This window comes from Streptomyces sp. NPDC052036, from assembly GCF_040680495.1.
GTDB lineage: Bacteria > Actinomycetota > Actinomycetes > Streptomycetales > Streptomycetaceae > Streptomyces.
On record NZ_JBFAWW010000040.1, the window covers coordinates 13,921 to 33,230 of the forward strand.

Here is a 19,310-nt window from a genome sequence, read left to right on the forward strand (position 1 = left end):
TACGGCCCGCCGCGGACCGCGGGCCACCGGAGGTCCTCCGATGGCCCGCTGTCACGCCGCGCCGGCCTTCACCTGCCTTTCGTGCCGTTCGGCGGGTGTGCCGGGTTTACTTCGCGGACTTCAGGCCCAGGTTGACGAAGTCGTACTGACCGCTGTACGCGTTGGTCGTGTAGACGTTCGCCAGCCGGCTGGAGCGCCAGTTGATGAACTTCTCGAAGGTGAAGGGCAGGTAGTAGCCGCCCTCCATGACCTTGTGGTTGATCTGCGTGGCGATCTCCGTCTGCTTCGACGTGTCCGTCGCCTTGGTGTACTGGTCGAACAGCCCGTCGATCGTCTTGTCCTTGATCAGGGCGTAGTTGTTGTTACCGCTCTGCGTGATGTACGAGCTGTCCCACAGCGGCAGACCGTAGCCCTGGACGGACGGGAAGTCCGGGCCCCAGCCCATGATGATGATGCCGTAGCCCTTCTTCTTCACGTTGTCGGGGCTACCGATGATGCCGGTGGTCTGCGAGCCGTCGTACTGGTCGATCTGGGCGGTGATGCCGATCTTCTTCAGCGACGCCTGGAGCGACTGGGCGGTGGCCACCTCGACCGGCTTGTTGTTACGGACGGCGATGGTGGTGGAGAAGCCGCTCGGCTTGCCGCAGGCCTTCAGCTCTTCCTTGGCCTTGGCGATGTTGCCGTTCTTGTTCGCGCCGGCGATCTGGAACGGGTCGTACTTCTGGCCCTCGGCGCCCGGCACGGACGGCGGCAGCATGTTGGTGCCGATGTCACCACCGGCGATCGGGCCACCGCGCGCGGTCTGCAGCGACACGTGGTCCGCGCCGTAGATCACGGCGTTGCGGCAGTGGATGTTGTCCATCGGCTTCACGCTCTGCGGGAAGACCGCGTAACGGACGTAGCCGGAGACCGGGTTGTCCAGGTTGCCCTTGTGCTGCTTCAGCGCCACGGTGCGGCCCTGCGGCGACATACCGGTCTGGTTGAGGTCCAGGTCGTAGTCGCCGGAGATCAGGCGCTGGTCCATGTCGTTGGCGTTGGTGAAGAACTTGATGCTGATCTTGTCCGGGTACGCCTTGCGAACCGGGTCCGAGGACTGCTTCCAGTTCGTGTTGCGGACCAGGATGAGGTCCTTGCCGGGCTCGTACGCCTGGAACTTGTACGGGCCGGAGGAGAACGGGTGCAGCGCGTACTTGGACTTGGTGTCCATGTCCTGGCGGACCGGGGACGCCGAGGGCAGCGCGATCATCTGCAGGAAGTCCGAGTTGGGCGCCGGCAGGTGGAAGACGATCGTCTTCGCGTCGGGCGTGTCGATCGCCTTCAGGCCCAGGTGGTCCTTGGAGGTGTCCTTGTAGGGGCCCTTGTACGTGTTCTTGGGGTCGAGCACGTTCTTCAGGTAGATCGGGCCGCCGGACAGGACGTCCTGCGCCCACTGGCGCTCGATGCCGTACTTGACGTCCTGGGCGGTCAGCGGCTTGCCGTCCTCCCAGGTGAGGCCGTCGCGCAGGGTGAAGGTGTAGGTCTTGCCGCCGTCCGAGACCTTGCCCATGTCGGTGGCGAGGTCCGGCTGCACCTGGGCGCCCGCCTGGCCCGGCTCGGTCTTGTAGGTGACCAGCTGACGGCTGTAGTAGCGCATGAAGTTCCACGCCATGCCGTAGTAGCCGCGCGTGGTGTCCCACGAGTCGGCGTCCTGCGCGCTGGCGAACTTCAGCTCGCCGCCCTTCTTGGCCAGCGAGGCCTGGGCGACCTTGTTGTTCGCCGCGTCGAAGCCGGCCGCACCGTTCTTCGAACCGCCGCCGTTGTCATCACCGCCGCCGCACGCCGCCGTGGTCAGCAGCGCGGCGACCACCGCGGCAGCGGCCATGGCCTGCTTGCGCCGCCCTGAGGTGCGTTGGGTAGTCACGATCTCGGATCCTCCGGATAGATGAGAGACCCCGTGTAATGCCACGGGTGGCTGGGGGGTACGGCAGTTCAGCGGGAGCCCTTGGGGTCCAGCGCGTCACGCACGCCGTCACCGAAGAGGTTGAAGGCGAGCACGGTGATGAAGATCGCTACACCGGGGACCACCATGTACATGGGGTCCGAGTCGTAGTAGTCGATCGCGTTCGAGAGCATCTGGCCCCAGGACGCCGTGGGCGGCTTGACGCCCACGCCGAGGAAGCTGAGTGCCGCTTCGGTGAGGATGTTGGTCGGGATCATCATCGTCGTGTACACGATGATCGGCGCCACGAGGTTGGGCAGCAGTTCCTTGAACAGGATGTAGAACCGGCCGGCACCGAGGGAGCGGGCCGCCTCGACGTACTCGCGCTCACGCATCGAGAGCGTCTGGCCGCGCACCACGCGTCCCACGTAGGGCCAGCCGAAGAACCCGATGACCAGGATCATCACGAAGATGCGCACGCCCGTGCCGGTCAGGCCGAGCATCTGGTTCGGCATGACCGAGACCAGCGCGATGATGAACAGCAGCTGCGGGAAGGCGAGCAGACCGTCCATGACCCGGCTGATGACCGAGTCGACCCAGCCGCCGAAGAAGCCGGCGAGGATGCCGAGAACCGTGCCGAGAACGATCGCGACCAGCGCGGAGAGGAAACCCACGAGGAGCGAGATCTGTCCGCCGTAGACGATGCGGGCGAAGATGTCGCGTCCGTTGACCGGCTCCACACCCAGGAGGTGGTCACCGCTGATGCCGCCCAGGGACCCCGTGGGCGTGCCGAACAGCGGGTCGATCAGGTTCTCGTGGTATGCGTCGGGGTCCTGCCCGATCAGGCTCGTGATCACGGGGGCGAGGACCGCCATCAGGATCAGCACCAGCACGACGATGCCACCCGCGAGGGCGAGCTTGTCCCGCTTGAGGCGCTCCCAGGCGATACGGCCCAGGGAACGTCCCTGTACAGCCTTCGCGTCAGCACTGGCTACGGCCGCTTCATCGGCAGCACTCGGTGCCGCTTCCGCGGTCGGCTCGTGCAATGGTGCCGTCATCTGGCAGGGACCCCTCTCAACCGGCGGTGACCGGCCCGCACTTGCCGCTGTGGCGGCATGATCAGTCCGTCGTACACAGGGGTGGAACCCCTTGAAGCGGGAGTCTTCAACGCTTAGGCGATCAGTTGCCAGACTTGACGGTGAAAGGATGCGCAAACGTGACACGCATAAAGGGATTCCGTTATCCGGACGATGGGTAACGGGGTGCGGACACCCGCCAACTGGGGCAGACCGCACAAGATTTGGATCTACCTCCCGCATCTACGCGCGAAGAGGTGCTCATGCCACGGTAATTGACCAGCATCCGAGACACCCCGGGAGCCACCCGGTGCACTCCGCGATCAGTACGCCCCGCGCACCGGCGGATAGCCGTATCCCCCGGCCGCCGGCGCCTGGGCCGGAGCGGCGTGGGCCTCTCGGTCGTAGAACGGACGGGCGTGGGCGCGGAGCCACATCGCGACCGGGTCGTACTCGTCGGACATCGCGACGGTCGACACGGGCAGCCCCTCCGGAACCGCCACGACGGACTGCTGCATCATCGCGCGCACCGAGTCGACGGCGGGCGGCGAGGTGTCGTAGACGTCCAGGCCGATGGCCAGGTAGGGGGCGCCGAGGGCGGGCTGCACCCAGGCGCGGCGCAGCGAGCGCACCGCGGGCGTGCGGTGCGCGTTCTGCGTGAGGACGGCGTAGAACTGCGGGATCTCGATGACCGGTTCGGCGAGCCGGAGCGGACCGGCGGGCTGGCGCTCCAGACCGGTCGCGATGCGGCGCAGATCCAGCCAGGGGATGCCGACACCGCCGCCCGGCGCATGCGGGTTCAGCCACAGGCCGTAGTGGTCCGGGTAGAGGGTGCGGGCCGCGTCGAGGGCGTCGACCACCTCGTACGAGCGGTTCCAGCCGCTGGCCGAGAGTTCCTGGGCGGAGGTGACGCAGGGCGCGTAGCCGAAGCCGTTCACCTCCATGTTTCCGTACTGGGCGTCGGGCGAGCCGGCCTGGCCGTGCCAGAGCAGCATCCAGACCTGGCCGGAGGACGGGGTCGCGAGAACGCGCAGCAGCGCCTCGTAGGCGTCGTAACGCCCGGGCGTCACCTGGCGCAGCATCTGCTCGACCTGTCCGGCCGCGGCCGTGCCCGACGCGCTCACCCTCTACCGCCCCTTCACGACAAACCTGACAACCCCGACGGAGGCCTTCGGTGCGTGGTGCACGGATTTCAGCCGTGTCACCCCGACCGAGCCATTCTCCCCTGTCCGCGGGACACCGCACTCCCCCACGGCCGCACCGCGGGCCGGGCCCCCGCCCCGAGCCGGAAACCGACCTGTTCCGTCCCGGCCATGAAACCAGGTTAGGGCGCCATACTGACAGCAGCTTGACGCGCGCCACCCCACTTCGTCCCGGCAGCGCGCGCCGCGTCCCCGGGCGACTCAGTAACCGTGCTGGTAGAAGGGCCGCACCTGCTCCCGCAGCCATTCCCCGACCGGATCCTGCGCCACATCCAGAAACACCATGTTCACGGGCATTCCCACCGGCACCCTGCCGAGCGCCCGGCCGAGCGCGTCCAGCGGAAGCGTACGTATGTCGGCCTCCTGGCCCGCGAGTTCGACGCCGATGAACATCACCGGGTCGCCGGTCTCGATCACGGCCAGGCAGCGGCGGGCGGTGAGCACGACCCCGGTCGCCCCGAACTCGGCCGACGCGGCGGCGAGGAAGTCCACCGGGTCGTCCTGCCAGTCGGGCTCGAAGAGCCGGACCCGTCCGCCGCTCACGGGGCCGTCCAGCTCGGTGCGCCCGCCACGGCACAGCTCGGCCACCGCGTCCGGCGGCAGCGGCACGCCCACCACTCCGCCCGGGTTGACCGCGATGCCGACCTGCGGGGGCAGCCCGCGAGCGAACTCGACGGCAGGCGCGATCGTGTACGACATGTGGTTGCCGACGACCTGGCGGAACTGCTCCTCCGAACTGAACACCGGTACATACGCCTGCCCCTCGATCTCCAGCGTGGGCAGGTCGAGCGGGCCGCTCTGCGGGCCCCCGCCGTCGGGCAGCGGAACCCAGAGGAAGCTGCGGCCGAGGACCTCCACGATCCGGCCGCCCGCCGAGGGGTTGCCGAGCGAGGCGGAGAGCACCTCTTCCAGTTCGTTGCCCGGCCACCCGCCGTGCGGATGGTGGTGTGCCTGTGTGGGGAAGTCAGCGGGAAGGTCCGCCGGGAAGTCCATCTGCTACCGCCTGCGAAAGAGCTGAGAAACCACTGCTGAGGACCGAAAGGCTAACGGGTACGGGGGCACGCCGGTCGGGCGGCGAAGTGCGGGGGTGGGGGGTGGGGGCGGTCCGGGGAGGGATTGGGGGGCGGTACCGGGCGATCCGGGAACTCCGGGGCTCTCCGGGCGGTCCGGGGTGCTTACGGTGGTCCGCGACGGCATCTGTGCCGGATCGCGATGCCTGGCTCGGTCCCTCGCGGCCGCCTCAGCCCGCGGAGCCCGCGACGCGCGCCTCAGCCCGCGGCCCGCGCCCCCGCGTCAGCCCGCGAAATCGATCCGGTGCAGGACGTCCGCCGCCTCCCGGTCCAGGAGGACCACCGAGCCGCAGCCGTCCGGGACGGCGCCCCGTTCGACGGAGCCCAGCAGGCGGCGGGTGGCCCGGCGGTGCCTGAGGAACGCGTACCGCGAGACGCCCCGGCCGCGCTCGCGCTGACCGTCCAGGGCCGTGTCCGCGGTGACGTCGAGTACGAGCAGATGGAGGGCGCCGCCGCGGCGGCGGGCCGCGCGGGCCAGCCAGGTGCGCACCCAGGTCTGCGTACCGCAGTCGTGGACCACGACCCCGGTGCCGGCACGCAGGGCGCGGCGCAGGCCGGCGTAGTGGGCGAGGCGGACAAGGGGACGGTAGACCGCGTACGGCAGCAGGCGGGAGAGGCGCTCGTCCCAGCGGTCGCGGACGTCCTGGGAGTCGATCCGCACGCCCCGCACCGCCCGGCGCATGAGGGTGGACTTGCCGCTGCCGGGCAGTCCGGTGATCACGACGACGTCGCCCGCGTCGAAGTGGAGCCCCCGGGGGCCGCGGCCCGCCCGGTCTCGTAGATCGCGGACCCGGGCGCCCTCGGTCGCCGGTGTCCTGCGGGCCTGACCGGCCGGGGCTCCCGGCCGGGCGGGCACCGCGATGCCCGAGATCGTCGCGTAGGCCGTCGTCCTGTCCACCGTGATCGTCCTCCCCTGGGGGTCAGGAAGTCCCGTCCCCGTCGAGTGTAAAGAGAAGGTAATGCGCGGTGTCTTGTGATTCCGTCGTCGTGGCGCCACAAGCGGGTCACAGATGCGGCTCTGCCGTGATCGGACAAGGCGTGCAATGATGTGCCCGCCAACTGCATACCGGCCGCTTGAATCCGCGCGGGAGAGTCCCGGGTCCGTACGTCCGTCGTACGTCCCCCCGGGCGCCGAAGGAGCAAGTCCCTCCCTTGAATCTCTCAGGCCCCGATACCGCGCGGGCGAGGCACATCTGGAAAGCGGGCCGCTTCAGGTGGCTCCACCCAAGGTGCAAGCCGTGACGACCCGCCCCGCGGGGTCATGGCGAACCTCTCAGGTTCCGATGACAGATGGGGAGGAAACGACCTCGCCCTCCCCCTGCGCCCGGCTCCGCTCGCGCGCGGGGACCCCATCGCCCTGGGAGCACAACCGATGAGCAGCAGCAGCCCCCTGCGCCGTACCGCGCTCGATGCCCTGCATCGTTCGCTGGGCGCGACGATGACCGACTTCGCCGGCTGGGACATGCCCCTGCGGTACGGCTCCGAGCGCGACGAGCACCTCGCGGTCCGGACGAAGGCGGGCCTCTTCGACCTCTCGCACATGGGCGAGATCACGGTGACCGGCCCGGACGCGGTCCGGCTGCTCGACCACGCCCTGGTCGGCAACATCGGCTCGGTCGGCGTCGGCCGCGCCCGCTACACCATGATCTGCCAGGCGGACGGCGGCATCCTCGACGACCTGATCGTGTACCGGCTCGGCGAGCGGGAGTACATGGTCGTCGCCAACGCCTCCAACGCCCAGGTGGTGCTGGACGCGCTCGTGGAGCGGTCCGCCGGCTTCGACGCCGAGGTGCGCGACGACCGCGACGCCTACGCGCTGATCGCCGTCCAGGGCCCCGAGTCCCCCGGCATCCTGAAGTCCCTCACCGACGCCGACCTGGACGGCCTGAAGTACTACGCGGGCCTGCCCGGCACGGTGGCCGGCGTCCCGGCGCTGATCGCCCGGACCGGCTACACCGGCGAGGACGGCTTCGAACTGTTCGTCGCCCCCGAGCACGCCGAGAAGCTGTGGCAGGCGCTGACCGATGCGGGTGCGCCGGTCGGCCTGGCCCCCTGCGGTCTGTCCTGCCGGGACACGCTGCGCCTGGAGGCGGGCATGCCGCTGTACGGGCACGAGCTGACCACCTCCCTCACCCCCTTCGACGCCGGTCTCGGCCGGGTCGTGAAGTTCGAGAAGGAGGGCGACTTCGTGGGGCGCGCGGCGCTCCACGAGGCTGCCGAGCGCGCGGCGCAGAACCCGCCGCGCGTCCTGGTCGGCCTGGTCGCCGAGGGTCGGCGTGTGCCGCGGGCCGGGTACGCCGTCGTCTCCGGCGGCGAGGTGATCGGCGAGGTCACCTCCGGCGCGCCCTCCCCCACGCTGGGCCGGCCGATCGCGATGGCGTACGTCGACGCCGCGCACTCCGCGCCCGGCACGGCCGGGGTCGCGGTGGACATCCGGGGCAGCCACGAGCCGTACGAGGTCGTGGCGCTGCCGTTCTACAAGCGCCAGAAGTAGACACTGGGCCCGGGCCGGACCTGGCACCACCTCCGTCCGCCCTGCTCACGAACGTCTTCAGCAGTCCCCCTTCATCACCACTCCCGCGCGTACAGGAGAATTCAGGCCATGAGCAACCCCCAGCAGCTGCGTTACAGCAAGGAGCACGAGTGGCTGTCGGCCGCCGAGGACGGCGTCTCGACGGTCGGCATCACGGAGCACGCGGCCAACGCGCTCGGCGATGTCGTGTTCGTCCAGCTTCCGGAGGTCGGTGACACGGTGAGCGCGGGCGAGACCTGCGGCGAGCTGGAGTCGACCAAGTCGGTCAGCGACCTCTACTCCCCGGTCTCCGGCGAGGTCACGGAGATCAACGAGGACGTGGTGAACGACCCGTCGCTGGTGAACTCCGCCCCCTTCGAGGGCGGCTGGCTGTTCCGGGTGCGCGTGTCGGAGGAGCCCGCCGACCTGCTCACCGCGGACGAGTACACCGAGTTCTCCGGCAGCTGAGGAACCGCATCCATGTCGCTTCTGAACACCTCCCTGCACGAGCTCGACCCGGATGTCGCCGCGGCCGTCGACGCCGAGCTGCACCGCCAGCAGTCCACCCTCGAGATGATCGCCTCGGAGAACTTCGCCCCGGTCGCGGTCATGGAGGCCCAGGGCTCGGTCCTCACCAACAAGTACGCCGAGGGCTACCCGGGCCGCCGCTACTACGGCGGCTGTGAGCACGTCGACGTGGTCGAGCAGATCGCCATCGACCGCGTCAAGGCACTCTTCGGCGCCGAGCACGCCAATGTGCAGCCGCACTCGGGCGCGCAGGCCAACGCGGCCGCGATGTTCGCGCTGCTCCAGCCCGGCGACACGATCATGGGTCTGAACCTGGCGCACGGCGGGCACCTGACCCATGGCATGAAGATCAACTTCTCCGGCAAGCTCTACAACGTGGTCGCGTACCACGTGGGCGACGACGGCACCGTCGACATGGGCGAGGTCGAGCGCCTCGCCAAGGAGAACCGCCCGAAGCTGATCGTCGCGGGCTGGTCGGCCTACCCGCGGCAGCTGGACTTCGCCGCCTTCCGCCGGATCGCGGACGAGGTCGGCGCGTACCTCATGGTCGACATGGCGCACTTCGCCGGTCTGGTCGCGGCGGGTCTGCACCCGAACCCGGTCCCGCACGCCCACGTGGTCACCACCACCACCCACAAGACGCTGGGCGGTCCCCGCGGTGGCGTGATCCTCTCGACGGCCGAACTGGCCAAAAAGATCAACTCCGCGGTCTTCCCCGGCCAGCAGGGCGGTCCCCTGGAGCATGTGATCGCCGCCAAGGCGGTCGCCTTCAAGGTCGCGGCGAGCGAGGACTTCAAGGAGCGGCAGCAGCGGACGCTGGAAGGCGCCCGCATCCTGGCCGAGCGCCTGGTCGAGGACGACGTGCGGGCCGTGGGCGTGGACGTCCTGTCCGGCGGTACCGACGTCCACCTCGTCCTGGTCGACCTGCGGAACTCCGAGCTGGACGGCCAGCAGGCCGAGGACCGTCTGCACGAGGTCGGCATCACGGTCAACCGCAACGCGATCCCGAACGACCCGCGCCCCCCGATGGTCACCTCGGGCCTCAGGATCGGTACGCCCGCCCTGGCGACCCGCGGCTTCACCGCCGAGGACTTCGCCGAGGTCGCGGACGTCATCGCCGAGGCGCTCAAGCCGTCCTACGACGCCGAGACGCTCAAGGCCCGGGTGACGGCCCTGGCCGACAGGCACCCGCTGTACCCGGGTCTCACCCAGTAAGTCCCCTTCCGGTCGGGCACCGCGCACACTGGAGAGAAGCGCGGTGCCCGGCCGGCCCCTGCACCACCCCCGTATTGAGGAGTCCCCGTGGCCATCTCGGTCTTCGACCTGTTCTCGATCGGCATCGGCCCGTCCAGCTCCCACACGGTCGGCCCGATGCGCGCGGCGCGCATGTTCGCCCTGCGCCTGCGCAACGAGGGCCTGCTGGACTCGGTCGCGTCCGTGCGCACCGAGCTGTACGGCTCCCTGGGCGCCACCGGCCACGGCCACGGCACGCCCAAGGCGGTGCTGCTCGGCCTCGAGGGCGCGTCGCCGCGCACGGTGGACGTGGAGGGCGCCGACCAGCGGGTGGAGGACATCAAGGAGTCCGGCCGCCTCCGGCTGCTCGACGAGCTCGAGATCGCGTTCTCCTTCGACGACGACCTGGTGCTGCACCGCCGCAAGGCGCTCCCCTACCACGCGAACGGCATGACCCTGTGGGCGTACGACGCCTCGGGCACCGAGCTGCTCACCAAGACCTACTACTCGGTGGGCGGCGGCTTCGTCGTCGACGAGGACGCGGTCGGCGCGGACCGCATCAAACTCGACGACACGGTGCTGAAATACCCCTTCCGCACCGGTGACGAGTTGCTGCGCCTGACCAAGGAGACGGGTCTGTCGATCTCTTCGCTGATGCTGGAGAACGAGCGGGCCTGGCGCACGGAGGAGGAGATCCGCGCGGGCCTGCTGGAGATATGGCAGGTCATGCAGGGCTGTGTGACCCGCGGCCTGTCCCGTGAGGGCATCCTGCCGGGCGGCCTGAAGGTGCGCCGCCGTGCGGCCGTGACCGCGCGCCAGCTCCGCGCCGAGGGCGACCCGCTGGCCCACGCGATGGAGTGGATCACCCTCTACGCGATGGCGGTGAACGAGGAGAACGCCGCCGGCGGCCGGGTGGTCACGGCCCCGACGAACGGCGCCGCGGGCATCATCCCGGCGGTGCTGCACTACTACATCAACTTCGTGCCCGGCGCGGACGAGGACGGAGTGGTCCGCTTCCTGCTCGCCGCGGGCGCGATCGGCATGCTCTTCAAGGAGAACGCCTCCATCTCCGGCGCGGAGGTCGGCTGCCAGGGCGAGGTCGGCTCGGCCTGCTCGATGGCGGCGGGCGCGCTGGCGGAGGTCCTGGGCGGCACCCCCGAGCAGGTGGAGAACGCGGCCGAGATCGGCATGGAGCACAACCTCGGCCTGACCTGCGACCCGGTCGGCGGTCTGGTCCAGATCCCGTGCATCGAGCGCAACGGCATGGCGGCGGTCAAGGCGGTCACGGCGGCCCGCATGGCGATGCGCGGCGACGGCTCCCACAAGGTCTCCCTGGACAAGGTCATCAAGACGATGAAGGAGACCGGCGCGGACATGAGCGTCAAGTACAAGGAGACGGCGCGGGGCGGGCTCGCGGTGAACATCATCGAGTGCTGAGGAAACGGGCCCTGACCTGCGCGTTCGTGCCGGTCGTATGACCGATGCCCGCATCGCGGTCCACGCGAAACGGCGCAGGGGCACACTGACGCTGAGCGAAGCCACGATGTCTCCCCGGGATCCTCTGATCCCCGTGGCCACACAGCCCAGTCCCGGGCGCGTGTTACGGTCAGGCCACCGGAAGTAAAATCGTGGGTCCACCGCTGGCTCACGGGCACACGCGGCGTCTGACGACCCGCCACTTCTTCACATCGAAGGAGTGCGCAGTGAGTACCCGTCGTCACCGTGAAGTCGTCCAGAACCTCGAGGCACCGACCGAACCTTCTCGCTCGCCCCGATCCCTCCGAGAGGCGTGGATCGCCCTCGTCGGACTTTCGGCCGTGTTTTTGTTCGAGATGCTCGACAACTCGATCCTCAACGTCGCATTGCCCACCATCGGGCGCGAGCTGTCCGCCTCGGCGACTGCGTTGCAGTGGGTCACCAGCGCGTACGCCGTCGTGTTCGGCGGACTCATGCTCACCCTCGCCGCGCTGGCCGACCGGGTCGGCCGGCGCAAGATCATGCTGGTCGGTCTTGCGCTGCTCGGCGGGACGAGTCTGACCACCGCGTTCGTCACTACGGCGGAGCAACTCATCGTCGTCCGGGCGGTGATGGGCATCGCGGCCGCCATGACGACGCCAGGCTCACTCGCCCTGGCGTTCCTCCTGTTCGATGACGACGGGCTCCGCGTCCGTGCGACTACGCTCATATCGACGGTGGGTCTGGTCGGGCTCGCGATCGGGCCCACGGTGGGCGGCTTCGTACTCGCCTTTGCCCCGTGGCAGGCCCTGCTGCTGGTGAACGTGCCGATCGCCGCGCTCGCGTTCCTCGGCATTCGTAGCGGCATCCCCGCCGACCGGGCGGACGACCTGCACCGTGCCCCGGTCGACGCTGTGGGTGCGCTGCTCGGCACGGCGACGATCGTGCTCGCGCTGGTCGCACCGACGCTGTTCGTCGAGGTGGGCACCGAGTCGTATCTCCCGTGGCCGACCACGGCGGCAGCCATCGTGATGGGGGTCCTCTTCGTGGTCCGCGAGCGTTCGACCCGCTACCCGATCCTCGACATCAAGCTCGTCGCTCGCCCCCTTGTGTCGAGCGGCCTGGCGTTCAAGGGGGCGGCCGGACTCGCGACGGCCGGCCTCGGCTACCTGGTGACGCTGCAACTTCAGCTCGACTGGGGCTGGACACCGGCCCAAGCAGCCGTTGGGATGCTGCCGCAGGTCATCGTTCTCATCGTCGGCGGTGCTGCCATCGGTCCGCTGGTCAAGCGCATCGGTTTCGACAAGGCCGCCTGGCTCAGCGCCGGAGCGGTCGTGTGCGCACTGGCCGTCTACGGGCTGCTGAGCCGCTTCGGATACCTGTGGGTCGCCATCGCGCTCGCGCTCGGAGCCGCCGGCATGCGCGCGGTCGGCGTCGTCGCCGGGACCAACGTGATGCGTGGCCTCCCGCGGAATCGCACAACTATGGGCGCGGCGCTGGTCGACACCGCCGGCGAAGTCACCACCGCAATCGGCATCGCTGTCAGCGGCACCATCCTCGCAACGCTCTTCACCGGCGACATCGCCACCTCGAACTGGAGCGCCCGTCAGACCGCGGAGTTCCGCGAGGCGGTCACATGCGCCGGCCTCGTGCTGACGGTCGTAGCGGCGGCGCTCGTCGGATGGGGCATCGTCCGTGCCCGCATCGCCGACAACGCAGCAACATCGTCCGCCGCCGATGCGGATACCGAGTAGCCATCGGTGACGCTCTCCTGTGCGGCGTTAAGAACCCCGGCGGGAAGGCGACCGCCGGGGTTCTCCGTTGATCGCGGCGGGATCGGTGCCGGTGCCCTGGCCCGGCTGGGTGGGGCGGCCCTTTCCCTCGCGACATCACCTGGCATCACGTGACGTCACATGGCGCCGGATGGCGCTAGGTGGCACCGCTTGGCACCACACGGCGCCAAGCGGTGCCACCCGGTGCCATTCTGCGCTCCGATAGCAGCATCAGCGCGCATGGCGCCACAATGACCCAGGTCGACACACCCACGTTTCCGCAGCTCAGGGAGCCGCTCCCCGTGCCTCCTCCACACAGCACACCACTGGGGCTTGCACATGGCACCACAGTGGTGCCACTATGACGCCATGGACCTCACCCCGTATGTCGACACCCTCCGCCGCGAACTCGCGGTGGCCGCCGAAGCCGGCGGGGACGATGCCCGCGAGCTCGCCGAGCGGCTCACCGCTCCCCTGGAGTCGGCGACCCGTCTGACCCTGCTCAATGTGCTCTCCGCCGCGATGGACGAGATCACCCGCGAGCTCGCCCCCGGCTCGGTCGACGTACGGCTTCGCGGGCTGGACCCCGACTTCGTGGTGACGCTGCCGCCTGCCGACAGCGGCTCCATGGAAGCGGCCGCCGCGCCCGTCGAGGTCAAGGCGCAGGCGCCCGCCGAGGTCGACGAGGGCGGCACCGCCCGCGTCAATCTGCGGCTGCCGGCCCACCTCAAGGCGCGCGCCGAGGAGGCCGCGAACCGCGAGGGCCTGTCGGTCAACGCCTGGCTGGTGCGGGCCGTGTCGGCCGCGGTCGACGGCGGCACGCGACCGCGGCCGACGGAGCGGACCCGCACTGTCGGACAGAGCTTCACGGGCTGGGTGCGCTAGCCGCGCCCGCGCCCGCCGCCAAAGAGAGCACTGCACCCACACCACGTCCCACCTGCGGGGACGGCCCAAGGACTCATGAGGACGGTACAGCCATGCCTTCTTTCGACACTCCCGAACCGATTTCGGTCACCGCCTACGTGTACGCAGGTTCCATCCGGTTTGCCGCGGGCGACCGCCTCGACACCGTCGTCGAGGTGCGGCCCCGCGACCCGAAGAAGGACCTGGACGTACGGACGGCCGACCAGACCGAGGTCGCCTACGCGAGCGGCGTCCTGGCCATCACCACGCCCAAGGCCAATCTGCTCGGGCGCGGCGGCACCGTCGACGTGACGGTGGAACTGCCCACGGGCTCGCGCATCGACACGACCGGTGCCGCGCCCAATGTGCTCAGCGAGGGCCGGCTCGGCGAGGTCCGCGTGAAGATCTCGGCGGGCGACGCCCGCCTCGACACCACCGGTCCGCTGAAGCTGACCGTGTCGCACGGCTCGATCATCGTGGACCGGGTCGAGGGCATGGCCGAGATCACCAGCAGCAGCGGCAACATGCGCATCGGCACCGTCGACGGCCCCGCCGTCCTGAAGAACTCGCACGGCACCACGACCGTCGGCGCCGTGACCGGCGAGCTGCGGGTGAGCGGAGCCAACGGCGGCATCGACATCGCGCGCGCCGAGGGGTCGGTCACCGGCACCACGACCAACGGCTCCCTTCGCGTCGCCGAAGTCGCCCGTGGAGAGGTCCAGTTGGAGACCTCCAACGGCTCCATCGAGATCGGTGTCCGCGAGGGCACCGCCGCCTGGCTCGACGTCAGCTCCAACCGCGGGCAGGTACGCAACATGCTCGCCGCGTCCGAGGCCCCGGAGCAGACCGAGGACACGGTCAAGGTCCGCGCACGGACCAACTGGGGCAACATCGACGTTCTCCGCGCCAAAGCCTGAGCGCCCTCGCCCCCGCACCAGCCTCAGCTCTTCCGGTCCCCCAGTCACTTCAGCCTTCGAACGGGAGGTTCCATGCCCTCTTCTGTCATGCCCACGCCCAGGCAGGGTGGCGGTTCTCAGTCGCCCGCCGCCGTCTCCACCATCGGTCTGCGCAAGTCGTACGGCGACAAGACCGTGCTCGACGGCATCGATCTGCGCATCCCGGCCGGGTCCGTGTTCGCACTGCTCGGACCCAACGGTGCCGGCAAGACCACCACCGTGCAGATCCTGTCCACGCTCATCGCCGCCGACGGCGGGCAGGCCCAGGTCGCGGGCCACGACGTCGCCACATCCCCGGCCGGGGTGCGCGCCGCGATCGGCGTCACCGGGCAGTTCTCCGCGCTCGACGACCTGCTCACCGCCGAGGAGAACCTGCTTCTCATGGCCGACCTGCTGCGGTTGGGCAAGCGCGAAGGCAGGGCCCGTACAAGGGAGTTGCTGGAGCGGTTCGACATCGCGGACGTGGCGAAGAACCGGGCCGCGACCTTCTCCGGCGGCATGCGGCGTCGGCTCGACATCGCCATGACGCTCGTCGGCGACCCCCAGGTGATCTTCCTGGACGAACCGACGACCGGGCTCGATCCACGCAGCCGCCGCACCACGTACGACATGGTGCGTTCGCTGGTCGCGGGCGGCACCACCGTCTTCCTCACCACCCAGTACCTGGAGGAGGCCGACCAGTTGGCCGACCGGATCGCCGTGCTCGACGGCGGCCGGATCGTCGCCGAGGGCACCGCCGACGAGCTCAAGGCACGGATCCCCGGCAGCCACGTACGGCTGCGCTTCACCGAGTCCGCCGAGTACGAGCGCGCGGTCGCCGCCTTCCCCGGCGCGGCCCGCGACGACGAGAACCTCGCCCTGCGCGTGGCGGGTGACAGCGGCCTCGACGCGCTGCGCGCACTGATCGACCGGCTCGACGCCGCCGGCATACGGGCCGCCGACTTCTCCGTGCACACCCCGGACCTCGACGACGTGTTCCTCACCCTGACCGGCGAGAGCACCACCGCCTCCCCGCTCCATGTCAAGGAGACCCTGCGATGAGCACCCTCACCTACGCCGTGCACGACTCGATGACGATGCTGCGGCGCAACATCAAGCACGCGATCCGCTATCCGTCCGTGGGGCTCGGCAGCGCCATGATGCCGATCCTGATGCTGCTGCTGTTCGTGTACGCCTTCGGTGACTCGATCGGCGCCGGCATGGGCGGCGGCCGGGGCACGTACGTGAACTACCTGACCCCCGGTGTCATCATCATGGGGGTGGCCGCCGGCTCGATGTCGACCTCGATCGCGGTCTGCTCCGACATGACCGAGGGCATCATCAACCGCTTCCGCACCATGAACATCACACGCTCGTCGTTCATGACGGGGCATGTCATCGGCAGCGTCATCCAGACGATGGTGTGCATGGTCCCGGTCGTGGGCGTCGCGCTCGCCGTCGGCTTCCGGTCCGGGGCGACCCCGCTGGAGTGGCTGGCCGCGGCCGGCCTCCTCACAGCCATCGCCTTCGCGGTGACCTGGCTGTCGGTGGCGCTCGGTCTGATCTCCAAGACGGTCGAGTCCGCGAGCAACAAGCCGCTGCTGATCCAGTTCCTGCCGTTCCTCGGCTCGGCGTTCGTACCGGCCGACTCGATGTCGCCGGGCCTGCGCTGGTTCGCCGAGAACCAGCCGTTCACGCCGATGACCGAGACCCTGCGCGGGCTGCTCTCCGGCTCCGCGATCGGCAACAACGCCTGGATCTCGCTCGCCTGGTGCGCCGGCATCACCCTGGTCGGCTACCTCTGGTCGCGCTCACTGTTCAACAGCACCACCAAGCGCTGAGAGCCGTCTCTCAACCTCGGTCCGATCTCGCACAGACGCCACGGCGGAGGGCTCGACACACAGAGCCCTCCGCCCGCAGCGTTCCGGCAGCCTTCCCCAGGCGCCCCGCCAGCCGTTGGCTCGCCCTCCAAGGGCACCGGGACGGACAGAAGGGCCGCCCGGTCGGACTCGCGGAGGAACGTGTGCTTCACGACGGCGGAAGTGTCCCGTCCGGCTACAGCCGAGCGACCCGGGTGGTCGAGTTCTCGGCGGGCGGCCCGGCCCGGGGTCGATGTTTCTCCTGGGGCTACCGTGCAGCAATCCTGGGCTTCTACGCTGCTCGCCAACTGCACTACGGAGAAAGGGAGTTGGCGTGCGAGTGATGAGACGGGTGGCGGCGTTGCTGGGTGCCGCCATGATGGTGATCGGCGTCGGGGGGAACGCTCGTGCGGCGGGGTCCACGTTCGCCGATGCGACCGCGATCGGGACGCACAACGCCTACGACAAGGCCAAGTACACCTACTTCGCACAGGCGTTGGACTCGGGTGCCTCGCTGCTCGAGCTGGACGTGTACGTGGACAGCCTGACCCACCGGTGGCGGGTGAGTCACAGCAACCCGCTCGGCAACGACAACAACTGCGAGGCCGCGAAGACGCCGGGCGAGCTGTACAGCAAGAGCCGCGACCAGGACCTCGGCAGCTGCCTGGACAACATCGCGGCCTGGAACCAGCTCCACCCCGACCACCCGCCGATCGTGTTCAAGGTCGAGATGAAGGTCGGCTTCAACAGCAAGGCGGGGCTCGGCCCGAACGAGTTCGACACCCTGGTGTCGCAGAAGCTCGGCAGCAGCGTGTACAAGCCGGCCGACCTGCTGGGCGGGACGTACCCCTCCCTGGACGCGGCGGCCAAGGCGAACGCCTGGCCCTCCCGCGACTCCCTCAAGGGCAAGTTCCTCTTCGAGCTGATTCCCGGCACCGTTGAGCAGGCCAACCCGTTCGACCACTACTGGACGGACGAGGAGTACGGCGACCACCTGCGCGACCTGTACGCGGCGGGGAAGATCACCGACGCCCAGGCATTCCCGGCCGTGCTCGGCGCCGAGAACGGCGATCCGCGCACCAGCCGCTACGACGCCTCGATCCGCCCGTGGTTCGTGTTCTTCGACGGGGACGCGGCGACGTACGTCAACAACGGCTACGACACGGCCTGGTACGACACCAACCACTACTTCCTGATCATGACGGACGCGGCGGGCGTCTCGCCGGCGATCTCGTCCACGAACCCGACGGACGCGGAAGTGGCGGCACGGCTCGCACTGTTGGCCTCGCACGACGCGAGCGTGATCACCTCGGACTGGGCGGCCAAGCCGGCCTCGGTTCTGGGTTCGGTGGCCGACCGCGGCTGATATTCCCGCTCAGGGGGCATACCACCTGTACCAGGGTGAACCAGGCAGCGATCCCTGCCCCCCACGAGCACTTCAGGGAGCCTTCATGCTGCAAGGCATCGATGTCAGCGCGTACCAGTCATCCGCCTACGACACGGACGGCCTCTCCTTCGTCTTCATCAAGGCGACGGAGGGGCGTTCGTATGTGAACCCCAAGCTCACCGCCCAGACCAAGACGGCCCGCGACGCCGGTTGCGTGGTCGGCTTCTATCACTTCCTGTGGCCCGGGGACCTCGCGGCCCAGGCCGAGTACTTCGTCTCCAAGGCCCCGGAGCGGGCGGGCGACGTGCTGGCCGTGGACTGGGAGACGACCGGCGACGGGACACACGCGAGCAACGCCGAGAAGGACAGCTTCATCCGCCAGGTGAAGAGCCTCCGGCCCCACAACCGCGTCGTCCTCTACACCAACCGCAACTTCTGGCTCACCATCGACACCACGTCCTACGCCGGGGACGGCCTGTGGATCGCCGACTACGTCACGGCGGGCAAGCCCCGCATCCAGGCGGCGTGGCGCTTCCACCAGTACACCTCCGACCCCGTGGACCGTGACGTCGCAAACTTCACGAGCAAGGCCGCGCTCCAGCAGTGGGCGACGGGCACCTGAGCCGCACCCGGTCGGAGACCGGAACGCGGAGGCCGGGGGACGGTCGCGCACCGAGTTCTTCGGGCGCGGCCGGCTCCCGCGAGGCGGCTGCGGCAGAGAACCCCCTCCTCCGCGACTCTCCGCTCCGGAGTACTAGCCCCGGAATTCCGGCGTGCGCTCCGCAGACGCCTCCGCCAGGGCCTTGGTGACCGCGTCCGTGCCGGCGCGCAGGCCGTACACGGGGGTGGCGGGCTGCTGGCGCCAGGAGTCGTCGATGCCGCCCGCGTCGACCGTGTCGAAGCCCAGCTCGTCGATCAGGGCCCGCACCGTGCGCTTCGCCGTCTCGTCGTCGCCCGCAACCGGGAGCGCCATCCGGTCGCGATCGCCTGCCGGGCGGTGGCGGTCCAGGATGTCCTGGGCATAGGTGCCGTTGAACGCCTTGATCACGGGGTGGCCGATCTGCCGTTCGGTCCAGCGGCTCTCGGTGATGCCCTCGTCCTCGATGCCCGCGATCCTGCCGTCCCGCTCCTTGGGGTAGTAGTTGCCGGTGTCGATCACGGCGACGCCCTCGGCCGCGCCGTCCAGCAGCCCGGACGGCAGGTCCGGTACGGCCTTGAGGGGAACCGTGACCACGACGATCTCGGCGCCGCGGGCCGCCTCCTCGACCGGGACGGGCTTCGCGCCCGTCTCCTCGGCCAGTGCGGTGAGCGTGTGGGGTCCTCGGGAGTTGGCGACGGAGACGTCGTGTCCGAGGACGGTGAGCCGCCGGGTGAGGTTGCCGCCGATGTTGCCCGCGCCGATGATGCCGATCTTCATGACTCGCCTCGCCCTTCCGGGGGTCGGTGTCCTTTCACAGCGT

General features: G+C 69.6%; 16 protein-coding genes, 1 pseudogene and 1 riboswitch. Of the genes and pseudogenes, 11 read left to right on the forward strand and 6 right to left on the reverse strand.

Annotated features, from left to right (window positions below; translation table 11 throughout):
• Positions 1–106 precede the first annotated feature (106 nt).
• From AB0L95_RS34890 to AB0L95_RS34910, 5 genes are all read right to left on the reverse strand, one after another.
• Positions 107–1,900: an ABC transporter substrate-binding protein gene (locus AB0L95_RS34890; RefSeq protein ID WP_365168958.1), complete on the reverse strand. Its 1,794-nt coding sequence runs from the start codon at positions 1,898–1,900 to the stop codon at positions 107–109.
• Between the two features lie 68 nt (positions 1,901–1,968).
• Positions 1,969–2,976 carry an ABC transporter permease gene (locus AB0L95_RS34895; protein ID WP_365168961.1) on the reverse strand — a complete coding sequence of 336 codons (1,008 nt, stop codon included), beginning with the start codon at positions 2,974–2,976 and terminating at the stop codon, positions 1,969–1,971.
• A 341-nt stretch (positions 2,977–3,317) separates the two neighbouring features.
• The gene (locus tag AB0L95_RS34900; protein WP_365168964.1) at positions 3,318–4,118 is read right to left on the reverse strand and encodes an enhanced serine sensitivity protein SseB C-terminal domain-containing protein; all 801 of its coding nucleotides are present in this window, start codon (positions 4,116–4,118) and stop codon (positions 3,318–3,320) included.
• A gap of 279 nt (positions 4,119–4,397) precedes the next feature.
• Complete coding sequence (locus tag AB0L95_RS34905) at positions 4,398–5,189, reverse strand: enhanced serine sensitivity protein SseB (RefSeq protein WP_365168967.1); 792 nt, start codon at positions 5,187–5,189, stop codon at positions 4,398–4,400.
• 300 nt (positions 5,190–5,489) lie between these two features.
• Positions 5,490–6,170, reverse strand: a complete 681-nt coding sequence (locus tag AB0L95_RS34910) for an AAA family ATPase (protein ID WP_365169069.1) — start codon at positions 6,168–6,170, stop codon at positions 5,490–5,492.
• A gap of 171 nt (positions 6,171–6,341) precedes the next feature.
• Positions 6,342–6,453, forward strand: a riboswitch (glycine riboswitch).
• Positions 6,454–6,638: 185 nt separating this feature from the next.
• Here AB0L95_RS34910 and gcvT point away from each other — a divergent pair.
• The 11 genes from gcvT to AB0L95_RS34965 all read left to right on the forward strand — a co-directional run bounded on the left by gcvT (position 6,639) and on the right by AB0L95_RS34965 (position 18,472).
• Positions 6,639–7,760, forward strand: coding sequence for a glycine cleavage system aminomethyltransferase GcvT (gcvT, locus tag AB0L95_RS34915; RefSeq protein WP_365168970.1), 1,122 nt, complete (start codon positions 6,639–6,641; stop codon positions 7,758–7,760).
• 108 nt (positions 7,761–7,868) lie between these two features.
• Entirely contained in the window at positions 7,869–8,246 is a 378-nt protein-coding gene (gene gcvH / locus AB0L95_RS34920) for a glycine cleavage system protein GcvH (RefSeq protein ID WP_365168973.1), read from the forward strand.
• A gap of 12 nt (positions 8,247–8,258) precedes the next feature.
• Positions 8,259–9,521 (forward strand): serine hydroxymethyltransferase, encoded by a 1,263-nt coding sequence (gene glyA / locus AB0L95_RS34925; protein ID WP_365168976.1) that lies wholly within the window; start codon positions 8,259–8,261, stop codon positions 9,519–9,521.
• Positions 9,522–9,608: 87 nt separating this feature from the next.
• Positions 9,609–10,976 carry an L-serine ammonia-lyase gene (locus AB0L95_RS34930; protein ID WP_365168979.1) on the forward strand — a complete coding sequence of 456 codons (1,368 nt, stop codon included), beginning with the start codon at positions 9,609–9,611 and terminating at the stop codon, positions 10,974–10,976.
• 380 nt (positions 10,977–11,356) lie between these two features.
• Complete coding sequence (locus AB0L95_RS34935; RefSeq protein ID WP_365168982.1) at positions 11,357–12,748, forward strand: MFS transporter; 1,392 nt, start codon at positions 11,357–11,359, stop codon at positions 12,746–12,748.
• 387 nt (positions 12,749–13,135) lie between these two features.
• Entirely contained in the window at positions 13,136–13,651 is a 516-nt protein-coding gene (locus AB0L95_RS34940; protein ID WP_365168985.1) for a toxin-antitoxin system HicB family antitoxin, read from the forward strand.
• Positions 13,652–13,743: 92 nt separating this feature from the next.
• Positions 13,744–14,586, forward strand: a complete 843-nt coding sequence (locus tag AB0L95_RS34945; protein WP_365168988.1) for a DUF4097 family beta strand repeat-containing protein — start codon at positions 13,744–13,746, stop codon at positions 14,584–14,586.
• An 87-nt stretch (positions 14,587–14,673) separates the two neighbouring features.
• Complete coding sequence (locus tag AB0L95_RS34950) at positions 14,674–15,666, forward strand: ATP-binding cassette domain-containing protein (RefSeq protein WP_365169071.1); 993 nt, start codon at positions 14,674–14,676, stop codon at positions 15,664–15,666.
• On the forward strand, positions 15,663–16,445 hold the full coding sequence (locus tag AB0L95_RS34955; protein ID WP_365168991.1) for an ABC transporter permease: 783 nt from the start codon (positions 15,663–15,665) through the stop codon (positions 16,443–16,445). Before AB0L95_RS34950 ends, AB0L95_RS34955 begins: the two co-directional genes overlap by 4 nt.
• 361 nt (positions 16,446–16,806) lie before the next feature.
• Positions 16,807–17,829 (forward strand): phosphatidylinositol-specific phospholipase C domain-containing protein, encoded by a 1,023-nt coding sequence (locus AB0L95_RS34960; RefSeq protein ID WP_365169073.1) that lies wholly within the window; start codon positions 16,807–16,809, stop codon positions 17,827–17,829.
• A gap of 85 nt (positions 17,830–17,914) precedes the next feature.
• Positions 17,915–18,472: a glycoside hydrolase family 25 protein gene (locus AB0L95_RS34965; RefSeq protein ID WP_365168994.1), complete on the forward strand. Its 558-nt coding sequence runs from the start codon at positions 17,915–17,917 to the stop codon at positions 18,470–18,472.
• Positions 18,473–18,604: 132 nt separating this feature from the next.
• On the opposite strand, the pseudogene AB0L95_RS34970 reads toward AB0L95_RS34965, so the two are convergent.
• Positions 18,605–19,288: pseudogene (locus tag AB0L95_RS34970) on the reverse strand (NAD(P)-binding domain-containing protein); the annotation flags it as partial.
• Positions 19,289–19,310 lie beyond the last annotated feature (22 nt).